The organism is Corynebacterium kefirresidentii (assembly GCF_016599755.1).
Taxonomy (GTDB): domain Bacteria; phylum Actinomycetota; class Actinomycetes; order Mycobacteriales; family Mycobacteriaceae; genus Corynebacterium; species Corynebacterium kefirresidentii.
Window position 1 is genome coordinate 41,001 of the sequence record NZ_CP067012.1, and the last position, 14,370, is coordinate 55,370.

The following is a 14,370-nucleotide window of genomic DNA, read 5'->3' on the forward strand; positions in this document are numbered from 1 at the left end:
CTTCATTGTGCATTTGCACAACTATGAAGACTTTATTCCATCACTTTCCCAAAGCCTCTAATAAAACGTTACCCACATCGCTAAACTACTTTTGTGTGATGCATGCTACATAGAATCAAGGAGGGAATTCATGCCTGCCTCGGAAACACAAGACACCCCTTCATTTATCGATGACTTTCACACCATGTCATCATTCGGTGCCACCCCCGGAGGCGGAATCGACCGACAAGCAGCCACTGACGATGACGCTGCGGTACGCCGCTGGTTCCACTCTTGGCTTGAAAATCAGAGATTCCGTGTCGAATACGATGAAATTGGCAATCAATACGGCCTACTAGAGTTCGTTAATGATGCCGACTTTGTTTTAACCGGATCGCACATGGATTCTCAGCCTCTTGCAGGGCGTTTTGACGGTTCATACGGTGTACTTGCCTCTGCACACGCCGCACTCGAAATCAAACGCCGCGTAGAAAGTGGCGAGTTAATTCCAACCCAAAACCTTGCAGTCGTTAACTGGTTTAACGAAGAGGGTTCTCGCTTTACCCCCTCTATGATGGGCAGCTCCGTCTACACAGGAAAGATGGACCTAGATATCGCCTACGCGTCAACCGCGCTAGACGGAACCACCGTCCGCTCCGAGCTGGAAAGGCACGAGTTCGTCGGCACTTTTACCCCGCCGCAAGCAGTCTCATATGCCGAGATACATGTAGAGCAAGGTCGTGGAATGGATAACTCTGGAGCAACGCTTGGCCTTGTGGCTGAGACTTGGGGAGCTAAGAAATTCCAAGTCACCGTCCAAGGCGAACAAGGCCATACCGGTTCTACCTTGCTAGCAGACCGTAAAGATGCGCTATTTGGAGCTTCGATCCTAATTTCGGAACTCCGCCGCTATGCCGAAGCCCGCGCAGGGCACCCATTGCAGGCTTCCGTCTCCACGATGAAGGTCTTGCCAAATTCCCCAGTTACTATCGCTCGCGAAGTGCAAATGAATCTAGATCTTCGCTCACCCGATTGGGATACGCTTAATGAGGGGTACGCGGCTGTACGCAGCATCATTTCCAAGGCAGAAGAAGAAGCCAAAGTGAAAATTGAGCTCAAGCCCACCCACGAGTGGAAACTTTCGCCGTATCAATCTGAAGGCATCGAATTGGCTCGGTCCGTCGCTGCTGAACTCGGAATGAAGCACGAAAAAGTGCAAACAGTAGCTGGCCACGATTCAACCAACATGAAAGACGTCTGCCCAACCGTGATGCTTTTCGTTCCAAGCGTAGAAGGCATTTCTCACAACGAAAAAGAGTTCACCAAAGATAAAGACATGGAAGACGGTGTGCGCATGATGACCGCCATATTAGCTGAGCTCTGCGAAGGTGTACTACGCACCTAATCGCGCTTGCTTCCGCCAATCACCAGACTAAAACCGCACCATATTCGCTCTATTCAATGACTAAGGACTACTATGAGCACCCCAATTCATGAGCTTCCAGGTACGGAAAGTTCTGACTCCTCACCTAACCAAGAACATCATTCCCCGCAGGCACAAAAGACGAAGCCGGCCGGCTCCACCCTTTCCTGGATAATTACACTTTTTGGCACCGCCGTTGGTGCCGGCATCCTCTTTTTACCGCTTAACGCCGGATCCTTCGGTTTTTGGCCATTGGTTTTTGCCACGGTATTCATCTTCCCGTTGGTATATTTTTCCCACCGCACCTATGCCCGCATAGTCAGCGGCGCCCCACCCGAGCAACACGGCAAAGATGTCTTAGAACTGGTGCGATACTACTTAGGCCGCAATAGTGGCCTTTTCATCGCTGTACTGTATTGGCTGGCCATCGTGCCGACAGTTTTTATTTACGGCACCAGTATCACCAATGTGGTCGATAGCTTCATCGTCAACCAACTCGGCGGTCCTAGCATCAACCGTTGGATTTTGTCGATAGTCTGCGTGGGCGTAATGACCGGACTTTTTGCCATCGGCCGCCGGCCCATGTTGTGGCTGGCACAAATGCTGGTCTATCCGCTCATCATCGCCCTAGCAGCGACTTCAATCTATCTCATTCCCCAATGGGATATCGATAGCTTTATCCACTTTGAATACGAAGGCGGCGCCTGGGGCATCCTCAAAGGCATCCTGCTCATTCTGCCCGTGCTCGTCTTCTCCTTTTCCCACATGGCCGCACTCTCCCAATTCTCCGTAGACATGCAGCCTACCTACGGTAAAAAGACCGAGAAACACGTTTCTCGTACGGAGTTCTACACCGCCGCCTTGCTTGTTGTCTTTACCATGTTCTTCGTCTGGTCTTGCGTTTTCGCGCTCGGCGCGGACGGCATGAAAGAAGCAACCGAACAAAACATCCCCGTGCTGTCCTATTTTGCTAATTCAACGGGTACACCGTTCATGGCCTATATGGCACCAATCCTGACGATGTGCGCGATCATCTCCTCATATTTCGGTCATATGTTGGGCTCTGAAGAAGGTACGGAATACCTGCTGCGCATTGCAGTTCCTCGTTTGGCAAATAAGCTATCCCGCCGCGCACTGCTCAACACCATCTACGCCATCGTATTCGTCGTAACCACTCTCGTCGCCATATTTAACCCCTCCATTATCAACATGATTTCCATCGTCGGCGGAATCTTCGTTGCTTTCTTGGTTTATTTGCTGCCGGTCTACATGTTCAAAAAAGTCGACGCTTATTTCCAATTCAAGAACGACATTTGGAACTACTTCGTCTTCGGCATGGGACTTCTCATCATTGCTGTGACCATATGGAATCTCATTTAGGAGCCTTCCTTTGTGGTGATTGCCGGTCCGCACCCCCTGTCTACTTCACCATCGTTCTGCCCACTAATCGATTCCAACGTTAAGGAGATGCACTACTCATGCTGCGCGACGATTTGCACAAGTTCCCTGACTATAAGCCAGGAAAATCTGCACCTAATAAGCTCAAGCTTTCCGCGAATGAGATTCCCAATCCACCGTTGCCTTCCGTCTTAGGTGCCATGACACGAGCTGCTTCATGTGCAAACCGATACCAAGTTAATGGTTCTCCAGAGCTGCGTGCAGAGTTGTCGTCCTACTTGGAATTGCCAGAAGAAAATATTGCCGTAGCTCCTGGTGCTTCTGCCATTGTGCAGCAAGCAGTTATGGCGACCTGCCATACGGGTGACGAGGTTATTTTCCCGTGGCGATCCTTTGAAGCTTATCCACTCTACGTCCGTATGGCCGGTGCCGAACCCATTATGACCTCGCTTACGGAAGATGAGCGTCTTGATCTCGACGCCGTCATCGGCGCTATAACGCCAAAGACACGACTAATTATTTTGTGCAACCCAAACAACCCTACTGGCACCACCATCAGCCAGCAGGAATTTGACCACTTTATGGCCAAGGTACCGAAAAATATCGTCGTTCTTCTGGACGAGGCTTATTGGGAATACAACGATGATCCGGATACCCCTAATGGCGCCCAAGAAGTCCGCAATTACCCAAACCTCATTAGTGCCCGAACGTTTTCGAAAGCTTTTGGCTTAGCCGGCGCACGTGTTGGTTATGGCATGGGGTCACCGGAACTAATTAATGCTCTCAATCTCCTCGCCCTACCTCTCACCGTTAGCTACATAGGTGAACTGGGCGCCATCGCAGCCCTCCACGCCCAAGACGAGCTGCAGGAACGAGTGGACGAAACTAAGCGTCAGCGCACCCGAGTGGCCCAAGCCCTAGGGGTCCCAGAATCACGGGCAAACTTTGTCTGGATACCGCGTGGAGATGCTGAAGAAGTAGAGCACAAAATTTACGAAGAAGGTGTTGTAATTCGCCGCTACCTCGATGAAGGCGTACGCGTTTCTATTACCACCGAGGAGGAAACCACAGCATTCCTAAACGCTTGGGAGCGCGCTGGTATTCAGCCCTGGGAAGGCTGACCGACCGAGTCCGCGGACCCAAGATTTGGTTCCCACCGCGCCCCAGTCACCGCAAAAGAAAACGCGATGGATTACTTGAACTGGTTAAATTTCTCTATGAGAGCCTGTAATCCCTCGCGCCATAGGTGCTCTGGAATCGCTAGCGAAGGTAGTAGGCGGATGACGTTATGGTCGAGACCGCAGGTCAAAATGAGGATCCCCTCCTCTTTCATCGCTGCTGCTATTTTATGCACCAGCTCATCATCCGGATCGCCGTTCTCAGTGACAAATTCAAGTGCCAGCATCGCACCGCGGCCCCGAAAATCAAGCACACGTTCATCCCGTGTAAGTTCTGCCAGCTCTTCCCGTGCGACTTCTTCCAAGCGAGTCGCACGAGCGCCGAAGTCTTTATCCTCAAATTCTTTAAATGTGGCTAAAGCTGCAGCGCAAGCCACGGGGTTTCCGGTATAAGTTCCGCCAAGACCTCCCGGCTGCGGGGCATCCATAATCTCGGCGCGGCCAGTAACAGCAGAAAGCGGCATTCCAGAGGCGATACCCTTTGCAGTCGTTATCATATCGGGGACGATGCCCTCGTGTTCGCTAGCAAACCATGTACCGGTACGCATCATTCCAGCTTGGATTTCATCCGCAATAAAAATAACTCCATTTTCATTGCACCACTTCACCACTGATGGAAGGTAGCCCTCCGCCGGAACGACAAAGCCACCTTCCCCTTGAATAGGCTCGATGACCACACAGGCTAAGTTGGCGGCGCCAATTTCTTGCTCCAGTGTGGCGATAGTGCGCTTCGCTGCTTCTTCACCGCTGAGCCCATCACGAACTGGATAAGACATGGGGGCACGGAAGATATCCGGAGCGAAGGGCCCGAACCCAGACTTATAAGGATCCTGCTTGGCGGTCATTGCCATAGTGAGGTTAGTACGACCATGAAAAGCGCGGTCCATCACTGCAACGCTAGTTTTCCCAGTGTAGTTACGAGCAATCTTGACCGCATTTTCCACTGCTTCTGCGCCCGAGTTGAATAAGACGGTTCGCTTTTCATGGTCACCAGGAGTCACCTCATTAAGTTTTTCCGCCACCTCAACATAAGAGGGGTACGGCGAAATGGGAAAAGACGTATGAGTAAAGTGGGCAACCGCGTCTTGGACTGCCTTTACGACGGCCGGGTTAGAGGCACCGGCTGAGGTCACTGCAATACCAGAGGCCAGGTCAATAAATTGATTTCCGTCAATGTCCACTAGAATTCCGCCGTCAGCATCCACAACGTAACCTGGCAGACCTGGATTAAGTCCAGCAGGAAGTGCTGCCTTACGCCGCGCGTCCCACTCGGCGCTCTTCACCCCAGGGAGATTTCCCACTATTTTGCGGGCTTGCTCCAAACAGTACTCAAGGTCCTGCATATTGTGTCCTTTCTCAATGGTGCTTGCTCAATCTACCCAAACACATTGTGACCTCCCCCACATGCCGTTTTCTACATACACTATGGCGAATATTTTTTAATGTTCTATACAGAACGTATAGACGCACTAATGCCGATAAGGACACTCCCCCATGGGCACCATTACATTTAAGTGGCTTTTCCATCAAAGTAAACTAAAACTCCGCCCGATCCACTCCCCGCAAGAATTTTTCACCACGGTCCAAGCCAGTGAGCTAAAAGATCCCACTGAGTTCACCAAGACTGGCGCAGTCGTATTCACCTTAGGCCTTGCTTTTAAAAATCTGCCTGAGGATTTTTCAGGCTACGCGCGCACACTAGCATCGGCTGGCGTACACGGTATCGGGTTTGGGACCGGACTTTTCTTCTCCACAGTCCCTCCGGAATTAATACAGGCATGCATCGACTACGAGCTCACACTCTTCGAAGTTCCCCGTGCCATTCCTTTTATCTCAATAATCAACGCCGTAAACGCGGAATTGACCCGCCAAGACCAAGAACGACAACACGCTTTTCAGCGTCAGCAAGAACGCTTGAATCATGCCGCCACGCAAGGAATTAGCAAACTCATCACCCAAGCTGGAAAAGAACTCCACGCCGCAGTTGCCCTTACAAACGCCCAGGGGGTTGAAATCACCAATGCCCAATACGACGGAATCGATGCTCTACAAGCAGCGCAGAGCGCTGTTAGTTCCGTCTCCGATTTACCACCCTCCGCGCGATCTTTAAGTTCCAAGAATGAGCGGAATGTATCGACGATCGTTACTACTTTTCAGAATAATTGCCAGCATCAATACGGGCTCGCAGTCTGTGCCACCGAGAAAATAGGAACTTTTCAACGCGCTCTCATCCGCCATGTTGTAGGCCTGTCAACCCTGCTTTTGCAGCCGGCTCATTCCCACATCCAGCACACGTTGGGTCAGCTGACCCTAGCAGTCCAGTTGCAATTGGCAGTACCGAAACAGTTGGAAACTGCCTTTGGCATGCTGTCCGCATCCAATAACATCAATGTCTACTTGGTATGTACCGACTCCCCGGCACAACTGCGCCGAGTACTAGCATCGCTCAAATCCCCAACAGCGCAAGGGGGAACCCACCATTTCCACCTAAATGTCGACGACTCAGCCGTCCTCATTGTCACTCCCCCTACAGACACTATTCTGCAGGATAAAGAGAGCTTTCCCCGACTGCCTTCCACAGCTCGAGTTTCATTTCTTCCGCAATTACCGTGGCGTGAGCTCAACTCGGATCTTTTAGTGCAGATGACTACACACGCCCACAGTCTGGACCGCGGGACTAGCCATCGTTATTCCTCACCTGCACCGGATTGGTTATATAACCCGAGCGTACAAGAAGCCTTGAAAAATCGGCGTCGCACTACCACTGATAAATTGGCCGAGTATGACAGCACCCACAACTCGGATCTGCTTCCTACACTGAAAGCTTTCTTGCTCGCTGGGTCTCAGATCGCCTCCGCTGCAGAACGCCTCGCTGTCCACCGCCATACGGTGCGCGCCCGTATCGAAAAAATTCAAGCGCTCTGCGGAATTGACCTCACAAATCCGGTTATTCGGGCAGAACTCCTCCTTCTCACGGTCAGTAACTAGCGTCCGCGGACCAGTATTTTGTAGACGGTGCTACTGACGCGTTGGAGGAAGATGCCCTGCGCCATCCAACCCCAGCACGCTTTGTAGTTCTGTCAAGCTCTGCAAGTCCTAGTTGCACACACGCATCGGCGTTACCTGCGCCAATGCCTGGTTCGCGCTCGCGCAGGCTTGACGCTCGTAGCTCGCTGCCGTGCGGGTGGCATCGCGGACGGCCTGTCGCGCGGGGCCTTGTAGATTCAAATCGCGTTCGATGCGCGCGCCAATAACTTGGCTAGAACCGCCAGCTGCGGGTAGTGCGCCTGGGGCGTTATGTACGGCACGGGTGACATCTGCGGTATGAGTGCCCGCGTCACCGTAGGTATTGGCGGCTACGGTAAATCCAGGGGCGGTGGATACCGAGGCATGGATGCGGCGATTATCGGACCAGCCAAACTTGGTACCGATAACGCCCGGAATTCGTGAGGTACCAAAATCTTGGCGGTAGCCATCGGCAGCCACAGGGGCGGCGTTAGCCATGCCGGTCATGATGGGTGCGGCAATGGGATCGTGCTGAATACGCGAGGTAAAACGCGCTACGTCCTCGGTGGACGTAGTGGTCGTTCCCCAATACCCGGTGTAGTGCGTTTCGCGCAGTCCAAACTCGTGGATGGTGCTGGGGATGGCTTGCGGGTAGCGGCGATCCAAGTCGGTAGCCACGTTGTCATCGCTGACGCGGATCATGTGCTCCACGCGGGCTTTGTCGGCCGGCGCACCGTATTTTAGGACCCAATAGCCCAAGTAGAGCTTGCTCAAAGACAGTGCGGGGCGAGACTCATGGGCATTAGCGGTGGACACAGTCGCGCCAGAATCATGCCGGACGGTGATCTGGGTGCGCGCGGGCACAGCGTGCGGATCGAGGGTGACAGCCTGGGCGGCAGGGGCGATTGCGAGGGAGAGTGCGGTAACCAGGGAACCTACCGCCAGCTTTTTCATCATGAAAATATAGTAGCGCCCCCGCAGGTGCTACGCACCAGCTTCTACCAGCAGCACTCCCCCGACGATCAGAACCACTCCGAGGGATTTTAACCAGGTGAATGGCTCCTTGAAGAGGAGATATGAGGCGACGGCGGTAAGCGCGACACCAGTGGCAGCCCAGATGCCATAAGCCACGCCCAAGTCCATGCCGGCCTTGAGCACGAGCGCCAAGAAACCATAGGCGCTGACATAACACAGGGCGACGAGCACAACCCAGAAGCGACGACCGGTCACCGCGGACATGCGCAGGCACAGCGTGCCGGTGACCTCAATGGCGGTAGCGAGGAAAAGCAGAAACCAGATCATTGCGGTGCCACCTCCACCGTGCGGTTTTCATCCTCGTGCGGTTTAGCGCCCATTTCCACGCAGAATACGCCGGCCATAATGAGCGCGATGCCAGCGAGTTTTACTGCTCCGAGCGGCTCGCCAAAGAGCGCGGCGGAAAGCAGCGCGGTGGAAATTACTCCGCCGGATGCCCAGAGGCCGTAGGCCACGCCCACATTGACGCCTTTTTGCATGACGCGGTGCAGGAGCACGAAGGCGAGGATGAAACAAAGAGCGGCAACACCGTAGATCCAGAAATGGTCCACGGCGTATTTCAGCGCGATGGTACCCACGACTTCGCTCGCAATCGCGAGAAAAAGGATGACCCAGGCCCTCACTCCATCAACTCCTGTAATTCGCGGGTGTCGATTCCGTGCTCGTGCATTTTAACGCGGCCGCCAGCGTGGGCGATGGCCTCCCGGTCCCAGTAGTCCGCCGCGCGGACGGGATCATGAGAGGTGCCATCGGCGCGGACCACGCGCCACCAGGCGGTACCGGCACCGTGGCGCTTTAACACGGTACCGACATTGCGCGCGCCGCAACCGGCCACCTTAGCCACCTCACCATAGGAGGTGACGTTGCCGGGTGGAATCACGGCCACGACCGCCAATACGCGCTTGACCAGTGGCGACTCACTCATCGCGATTACTGCGGGTCGAGCCCCAGCACGTCATCCGCTTCGGTTGGCTCCTCTTCAGGGGCGTCTTCGACCTCGGTGAGGGTGATGGTCGCACCAGTGGAATCGGCCAAGAGGCACATGCGGCCAAAGGGCGAATCCCATGGTTCGCGGATGACCTCGCCGCCTAGTTCCACGGCCTTCTTCGCAGCGGCGTCGATATCGCGCACGCCCAAGTAGGTCTGCCAGAAGCTCGGCACCTGCGGCGGGAACTGGCCCTCGGCGTTCCACAGGCCGGCAAACGGCGCACCGTCTTCTTCCGCGGTGGCGTAAATGAAGTTCTCATCCTCGGACTGCATGGCGCGAATTTCCCAATTGAAAAGCTCGCCATAAAAATCCATTGCGCGCTGGAAACCCGAGGTAGCGGTGAGCTCGTGCCATACCGGGGTGCCGGGCTCGCCGGCAGCGACAAAGTGTTCTGGGCCGGTGGGTTGAATGAGGCCGAACATGCCACCGGCGGCGTCGGCAAGCAAAGCCATGTGCCCTAGCTGCACTTGCTGCGGCTCCACCAGGATGCGTCCGCCTAGGCTCTCGGCGCGCTGGCAATCACCAGCGATGTCCTTGGAGAGGAAGTAGGTCACCCAAGTATCCGGCATGGGTGCTTCTTCCGGTTGCGGGATAAGTCCGGCGATGGGCAGGCCCTGTAAGCGCGCCATCTGATAGGGCTTTTCCTCCGCGGACTCGGCGGAAATCTCCCACCCCAGCATTTCCTCGTAGAAGTGCGCGGACTTGCGCGGATCCGAGGTGGTCAGGTCAATCCAGTAGGGCATGCCCACTTCAGCTTCGAATGCTGGCATCTACATATTCCTCCACTTTTCCGGATCAAAGTCATCGTCAGCCGTGGCTTCATCAAAGTAATCATCGTCTTCGTCCGGCTCGCCCACCCGTGCGCAAGCATCCTCGATGCACACTTCGTCGCCTGGGTGGAGCGTTGCACCCCGGCGCGTCTCGGGCTCGCCATTGACCGTAACCACGCCTTCCGCGATGAGTTCCTTGGCCTCGCCGCCGGTAGCCACCAAGCTGGCCAGCTTGATGAACTGTCCCAATTTGATGGAATCGCCGTTGATAGGAATGTCTAGCATGCCGCCCAGCTTACCCAGCCCGCGCGTTGCGCTGACTACGGGTGGGCAATATGGAAGAAATCCAGCACCGTATCGGTGGTCCATTCTGCCTTAACTAAGCCGGAATGGTCCGTGGCCCCACCGTTCCACGTGTGCGTGCCGCCGTGGATGGTGTACTGCTCGGTGCGTGCATCACATACCCGCCAGGTAAAGTGCTCCACTGCTTCTTTCCGACGCCTCTTTGGAAACGGATTGCACCCATTCTCTTTCGCAATCCCGCGTAGTGATTTTTTGACCGAGTGGTAGTGCGCACCGTGCTGGCGCCCACCGCCATATTTCATCAGCACATCCTCGGTGCCGTGGATATCTAGGTAATCGGTGGGTTCGCTGGCGCAGTCTTTTTCCACGCGGTCATATTTTGCCGCCGAGACCGTGGCCACCGCATCGAATAGGCCCGGCCGCTTGCACGTCACCGCGCGGGCGAATCCACCACCATTGGAAAAGCCCACGCCATAGGTGGTGTCCGTGGCGGGATAGTGGCGGCGGACGAAATCGATCGTGTCATCCACGTATTTGAGATCTTCTTCCAAACTGGTCACCGCATAGGGTGCCGGTGCCCACGCCTTGCCCGCACCTTGAACAAAGACGGTAATGGCATCGCCTTGGGAAAGGTCGGTGCCTTTAAACATATTTCCGGCGTCCATCTCATAGCCGTGCATCGCCATGACCACGGGCAGGCGGTGGTGCTTATCCGCATTAAACGGCACATGCACCACAAAACTGCGATGATTTTGTAGGTTAATGATCTGGTAGCGGCCATTGGCCGTTGTGCCCTGGTCCGGCAGCGTGGTGATATAGCCATCGGCCGCACCTTGCGATTCATTTGGCACGCTGCCCGGCTGCGGCGGTTCTTCCTCGCACCCCGCCATGAGTCCGGCGGCCGCGCATAACCCAGCGCACAGGGCCAGTGTTTTCTTGCCTACCTTAATCACGAGCGCGCAGCTTCACCGCCGTGCCGGTAGCCGTAACCATCAGCATGTCATTCGACGTTCCCATGGGCGAATAATCAAAGGCGATGCCCACCACACCATCGGCCCCGAGCTCCTGCCCGCGCCGCCACAAGTCATCGAGTGCCGCTTCGCGTGCTTTGATGGCCTCGCTTTCGTACCCGGCGGAGCGCCCACCGGTGATATTGCGGATGGATGCCCCGAAATCCTTCAGCATATTAATACCGATGACGGTTTCCCCGGCGATAATGCGGATATAGTCCGTAATCTCATAGCCATCAACGGTATTGGTAGTGGTAAAAATCATGGCCCCAGATTACATGGCTATAAGACCACGCACTCCCTCGAAAAGGATGATGACACCCAGCAAGAGGAAGACCACACCGCTGACAATATCCACCCAGGCGGAGTTCTTAGCCATCCACTTTGAGACCGCGCGGGTACTCAAAGCCACGCCCACAAACAGCACAAGGCTTTCCAGAATCAATACGGCCCCCACCATGAGATTGGCGCCGATGCCCATGCCGGGATCAATGAAATTGGCAAAGATGGCGCCAAAGAAGATGACCACCTTGGGGTTCGAAAGATCGCAGATAAATCCCATGCGATAGGCAGTGCCCGCCTTGATGATGCCGTCCGGTGTAAACCCGCGCGGCTGCGGGGCGCGGGTTTCGGTGCCCACGACGGTTGCGGGCGCGCGACGCTCCTTTATGCCACCGGTAATGGCGGTATAGGCCATCCACAGCAGGTAACAGCCACCGAGAACCTGCAGCACCACGAGGATCCCAGGGTGCGCAGAAATCAGCGCGGACAACCCTGCCAAGGAGGCCACGGTCCAAATGGTAAGGCCGGTGGTACTACCCAGCGCCGCCCATACGGCTGCGCGCGTAGAACGCGCACCTAAGCGAATGATTTGCACTACGTCTGGGCCCGGCGAGGCCATCGCCGCGAACCACACGCCCATCAGAGTCACGAGGGCGCTAATAGCCACCTAACACCTCCATACTCGCATGCCATTGGATCAACGCATGCCACTATAAGGACGCTCTCACCTGCAGCGAAACAGGTAAGTTCTGTGATTTAGGTAGCTCCTATATCAACTCTTTTATAGAAATCCGCCACCTGCACTAACCGAAGAGCTCGATGACGCCCTCCACCGCCATAACGAGTCCCAGCACCGCAAAGATAAGACCCGAAACGATATCGATGGCCGCGGAATGATGCGCAATCCAGCGCGATGCCGCGCGCACAATGAGAGCAAAGGTAGAAACCATGTCACAGACATCGCCAAGAGGATTACCGCCACTGCAACGGTCCACGTGAGCGACATATCGGGGCGAATAAACTGCGCGAAAACCGCGCCGAAGAACACGAGCGCTTTCGGATTGGATAGGTTCGTGACCACCCCGAGCTTATAGGCGAGCCAGCCAGTCAAGTCATTAATGCTGCCGGCCGCGATGGCCTGTTCCGTGTAAGTCTCGGTGCCCGCCACCACGGTAGGTACGCGGCGGACTTAAAACCGGAACGAATCGAAGACACGCTCATATGGACAAAAGCCCGCCAATGAGTTGCAGCGCACCCAACACTCTAGGCCGTGCAGTGATCACCGCGGAGCGCCAGCCAAGGATGCCGTCACCCAAAACTCTGTGCCGCTGCACACCCCAACGCGCACATCAACCCGGCGCCGGTCGACCGCGGGGCCACGCGGATGACTTGAACCAAGTCGAGTTCAAGTTCAACGTGTAGCTAGGCCCCGGGGTTACCCACGCAGAACTCGTTGCCTTCCGGGTCCTGCATGACGGTCCACACCAATCCCGGCGCTTCGTGGGTGGTGAGTTCGGTGGCGCCTAGGTCTTTGAGGCGTTCTATTAAAGTTTCGCGCTCCGCCCCGCCAACGTCGACGTGCATGCGGTTTTTCCCAGGTGTCGGTTCCTCAACGCGCTGAAATCCCAGCGCCGGGGTGGAATCAACCATCACGAAATCGCCGTAATCCGCGGCGATTTCGCAGCCGGTTGCGGCGGACCAAAACTTGGCGAGCTTTGAGGGATCGTGGCAGTCGAAGGTGATCTGGCGGATCGTGAAGTTGGGATCGCTCATGGTTTCCATGATGGGCGCGCGTCAGCGCGCCTGCAACAATGCGGGGTGTTTCTGGTGGGGGTATCAGACCAGTTCTCTCCGGCCATGTCAACCCCATACGTCATAATGGAGGCATGGCCGAGCTGGACCCCGAGTGGGCGATCAATGAGATAGACGCGTTCCTGCAAGTCACAGCGAAGGTAGTCCCCGACATGGGCCCGGGCATCGCCTACCTTGGAACCGTTATGAGTGGATCGCCGACTGAGGCTGCGGCACGCGCCCATGTCGTTGAAATGATCCTTGACCGAGTGCTTCCCGGGTGGAGACAAGGACGCCCGGTCCAGGACAAGGAGTATAGCTGGCTGAGGGGTCAAGCGGCCCGGGCCAAGACAGCGCTTGAACGTCGGTCTGAACTCGCTGAAAAGCTCGGAGAGAACACGCCAGACTTAGATGCAGCCAATCTGCATCCGTGGGCGTGGGAAAATGGCAAGGGTTACTGGAATCACGGGCACTACCATCAAGCCGTGATGCAGGCTGCCATCCGCGTCAATGCAGAGCCCCAAGCGAAACTGAACCGCCTAGACGTACCTGAAACAGCACTTTTCAACGAGGCGTTTTCACTCCATGATCCGAAGCGTAATGTGCCGCGCCTTCGGCTTATGGAAAATGATGGCAGTAAGACGTTTGAGAACCTGCATCGGGGCGCCCGCGCCTTTGCAGAGGGCTTGTACGCGGCTATCCGCAATCCCGGGATGCATGTTCCACACGACGGTGGTGAGGAGCAAGTCGCGTTGGAGCAGCTCGCGGCTTTCAGTCTATTGGCTCGCTGGGTTGATAAGGCTACCGTCCTGGAGGGGTGACAACATCGGTTTACGGGATAGAAGTCCGCTTGAGCGAAGGATGTGGGGAGCACGAACGCCTGTGATGGAGGTGCCGGGTGCTCAGTCAGCAAGGCCGTCCAGGACCATCGCCGTAGTTTTGTGCAAGGTTAACGCCAGCGACTGGGCTGGGTCCAAGAATGAATCTCGCACACGTTAAACTGCGCCGACACTCTGTGGAGTTCAAATTAAACGTGTAACGCGGGGCGTTGATGACGCTTCGCGTTATTAGGGGTAGGTTGAAGCGCGGTCCGTTCGTTCACCGACGCAGCCGACGCCGGATTCTCGGCGGCGATTCCGGCCCGAACCTCGGGGACATCCCCCCATCTTCGATAGCTTTAGTGAGCACGACCACGACCATCTGATCT

At 55.6% G+C, this 14,370-nt stretch carries 17 protein-coding genes and 1 pseudogene; 5 read left to right on the forward strand and 13 right to left on the reverse strand.

What is annotated here, in order from left to right; all coding sequences use genetic code 11:
- Window positions 1–130: 130 nt before the first annotated feature.
- The 3 genes from I6I12_RS00470 to I6I12_RS00480 all read left to right on the forward strand — a co-directional run bounded on the left by I6I12_RS00470 (window position 131) and on the right by I6I12_RS00480 (window position 3,921).
- Window positions 131–1,384: a M20 family metallo-hydrolase gene (locus I6I12_RS00470; RefSeq protein ID WP_023020332.1), complete on the forward strand. Its 1,254-nt coding sequence runs from the start codon at window positions 131–133 to the stop codon at window positions 1,382–1,384.
- A gap of 72 nt (window positions 1,385–1,456) precedes the next feature.
- Complete coding sequence (locus tag I6I12_RS00475) at window positions 1,457–2,782, forward strand: SLC5/6 family protein (RefSeq protein ID WP_023020331.1); 1,326 nt, start codon at window positions 1,457–1,459, stop codon at window positions 2,780–2,782.
- A gap of 98 nt (window positions 2,783–2,880) precedes the next feature.
- Window positions 2,881–3,921 carry a histidinol-phosphate transaminase gene (locus I6I12_RS00480; RefSeq protein ID WP_023020330.1) on the forward strand — a complete coding sequence of 347 codons (1,041 nt, stop codon included), beginning with the start codon at window positions 2,881–2,883 and terminating at the stop codon, window positions 3,919–3,921.
- Window positions 3,922–3,992: 71 nt separating this feature from the next.
- On the opposite strand, the gene gabT is transcribed toward I6I12_RS00480, so the two are convergent.
- Window positions 3,993–5,321 (reverse strand): 4-aminobutyrate--2-oxoglutarate transaminase, encoded by a 1,329-nt coding sequence (gene gabT, locus I6I12_RS00485; RefSeq protein ID WP_023020329.1) that lies wholly within the window; start codon window positions 5,319–5,321, stop codon window positions 3,993–3,995.
- A gap of 151 nt (window positions 5,322–5,472) precedes the next feature.
- On the opposite strand from gabT, the gene I6I12_RS00490 reads away from it, so the two are divergent.
- A complete protein-coding gene (locus I6I12_RS00490; protein ID WP_023020328.1) occupies window positions 5,473–6,966 on the forward strand; it encodes a PucR family transcriptional regulator in 1,494 nt (497 codons plus the stop codon).
- 108 nt (window positions 6,967–7,074) lie between these two features.
- Here the strand turns inward: I6I12_RS00490 and I6I12_RS00495 are convergent, their stop codons facing one another.
- The 12 genes and pseudogenes from I6I12_RS00495 to I6I12_RS00545 form a co-directional block, all read right to left on the reverse strand.
- A complete protein-coding gene (locus I6I12_RS00495; protein ID WP_023027793.1) occupies window positions 7,075–7,941 on the reverse strand; it encodes a hypothetical protein in 867 nt (288 codons plus the stop codon).
- Window positions 7,942–7,968: 27 nt separating this feature from the next.
- Window positions 7,969–8,286 (reverse strand): DMT family transporter, encoded by a 318-nt coding sequence (locus I6I12_RS00500; RefSeq protein WP_023027792.1) that lies wholly within the window; start codon window positions 8,284–8,286, stop codon window positions 7,969–7,971.
- Window positions 8,283–8,642, reverse strand: a complete 360-nt coding sequence (locus I6I12_RS00505; RefSeq protein WP_023020326.1) for a DMT family transporter — start codon at window positions 8,640–8,642, stop codon at window positions 8,283–8,285. Before I6I12_RS00505 ends, I6I12_RS00500 begins: the two co-directional genes overlap by 4 nt.
- On the reverse strand, window positions 8,639–8,944 hold the full coding sequence (locus I6I12_RS00510; RefSeq protein ID WP_023020325.1) for an MGMT family protein: 306 nt from the start codon (window positions 8,942–8,944) through the stop codon (window positions 8,639–8,641). The genes I6I12_RS00505 and I6I12_RS00510 overlap by 4 nt, the downstream gene beginning before the upstream one ends.
- 5 nt (window positions 8,945–8,949) lie before the next feature.
- Window positions 8,950–9,777, reverse strand: a complete 828-nt coding sequence (locus I6I12_RS00515) for a VOC family protein (protein WP_023020324.1) — start codon at window positions 9,775–9,777, stop codon at window positions 8,950–8,952.
- On the reverse strand, window positions 9,778–10,062 hold the full coding sequence (locus tag I6I12_RS00520; protein ID WP_023020323.1) for an RNA-binding S4 domain-containing protein: 285 nt from the start codon (window positions 10,060–10,062) through the stop codon (window positions 9,778–9,780).
- Window positions 10,063–10,097: 35 nt separating this feature from the next.
- The gene (locus tag I6I12_RS00525) at window positions 10,098–11,033 is read right to left on the reverse strand and encodes a CE1 family esterase (RefSeq protein WP_023020322.1); all 936 of its coding nucleotides are present in this window, start codon (window positions 11,031–11,033) and stop codon (window positions 10,098–10,100) included.
- On the reverse strand, window positions 11,026–11,355 hold the full coding sequence (locus tag I6I12_RS00530; protein ID WP_023020321.1) for a YbjQ family protein: 330 nt from the start codon (window positions 11,353–11,355) through the stop codon (window positions 11,026–11,028). The genes I6I12_RS00525 and I6I12_RS00530 overlap by 8 nt, the downstream gene beginning before the upstream one ends.
- A 9-nt stretch (window positions 11,356–11,364) precedes the next feature.
- Window positions 11,365–12,039, reverse strand: a complete 675-nt coding sequence (locus tag I6I12_RS00535) for a LysE family translocator (RefSeq protein ID WP_023020320.1) — start codon at window positions 12,037–12,039, stop codon at window positions 11,365–11,367.
- 136 nt (window positions 12,040–12,175) lie between these two features.
- Window positions 12,176–12,322 carry a hypothetical protein gene (locus tag I6I12_RS11935; RefSeq protein WP_023020319.1) on the reverse strand — a complete coding sequence of 49 codons (147 nt, stop codon included), beginning with the start codon at window positions 12,320–12,322 and terminating at the stop codon, window positions 12,176–12,178.
- A gap of 20 nt (window positions 12,323–12,342) precedes the next feature.
- Window positions 12,343–12,543, reverse strand: a pseudogene (locus I6I12_RS12100) (LysE family transporter); the annotation flags it as partial.
- A 251-nt stretch (window positions 12,544–12,794) separates the two neighbouring features.
- Window positions 12,795–13,145 carry a VOC family protein gene (locus tag I6I12_RS00545; RefSeq protein ID WP_034656146.1) on the reverse strand — a complete coding sequence of 117 codons (351 nt, stop codon included), beginning with the start codon at window positions 13,143–13,145 and terminating at the stop codon, window positions 12,795–12,797.
- Between the two features lie 113 nt (window positions 13,146–13,258).
- On the opposite strand from I6I12_RS00545, the gene I6I12_RS00550 reads away from it, so the two are divergent.
- Window positions 13,259–13,984, forward strand: coding sequence for a TIGR02391 family protein (locus I6I12_RS00550; protein WP_200288405.1), 726 nt, complete (start codon window positions 13,259–13,261; stop codon window positions 13,982–13,984).
- The last annotated feature ends 386 nt before the right edge of the window (window positions 13,985–14,370 follow it).

Bases quoted from the DNA above. Each gene is read 5' to 3' on its own strand.
- I6I12_RS00490 (WP_023020328.1), top strand. From the start codon at position 5,473: ATGGGCACCATTACATTTAAGTGGCTTTTCCATCAAAGTAAACTAAAA.
- gabT (WP_023020329.1), bottom strand. From the start codon at position 5,321: ATGCAGGACCTTGAGTACTGTTTGGAGCAAGCCCGCAAAATAGTGGGA.
- I6I12_RS11935 (WP_023020319.1), bottom strand. From the start codon at position 12,322: ATGGTTTCTACCTTTGCTCTCATTGTGCGCGCGGCATCGCGCTGGATT.
- I6I12_RS00545 (WP_034656146.1), bottom strand. From the start codon at position 13,145: ATGAGCGATCCCAACTTCACGATCCGCCAGATCACCTTCGACTGCCAC.
- I6I12_RS00495 (WP_023027793.1), bottom strand. From the start codon at position 7,941: ATGATGAAAAAGCTGGCGGTAGGTTCCCTGGTTACCGCACTCTCCCTC.
- I6I12_RS00475 (WP_023020331.1), top strand. From the start codon at position 1,457: ATGAGCACCCCAATTCATGAGCTTCCAGGTACGGAAAGTTCTGACTCC.
- I6I12_RS00510 (WP_023020325.1), bottom strand. From the start codon at position 8,944: ATGAGTGAGTCGCCACTGGTCAAGCGCGTATTGGCGGTCGTGGCCGTG.
- I6I12_RS00520 (WP_023020323.1), bottom strand. From the start codon at position 10,062: ATGCTAGACATTCCTATCAACGGCGATTCCATCAAATTGGGACAGTTC.
- I6I12_RS00550 (WP_200288405.1), top strand. From the start codon at position 13,259: ATGGCCGAGCTGGACCCCGAGTGGGCGATCAATGAGATAGACGCGTTC.
- I6I12_RS00480 (WP_023020330.1), top strand. From the start codon at position 2,881: ATGCTGCGCGACGATTTGCACAAGTTCCCTGACTATAAGCCAGGAAAA.
- I6I12_RS00470 (WP_023020332.1), top strand. From the start codon at position 131: ATGCCTGCCTCGGAAACACAAGACACCCCTTCATTTATCGATGACTTT.
- I6I12_RS00530 (WP_023020321.1), bottom strand. From the start codon at position 11,355: ATGATTTTTACCACTACCAATACCGTTGATGGCTATGAGATTACGGAC.
- I6I12_RS00515 (WP_023020324.1), bottom strand. From the start codon at position 9,777: ATGCCAGCATTCGAAGCTGAAGTGGGCATGCCCTACTGGATTGACCTG.
- I6I12_RS00500 (WP_023027792.1), bottom strand. From the start codon at position 8,286: ATGATCTGGTTTCTGCTTTTCCTCGCTACCGCCATTGAGGTCACCGGC.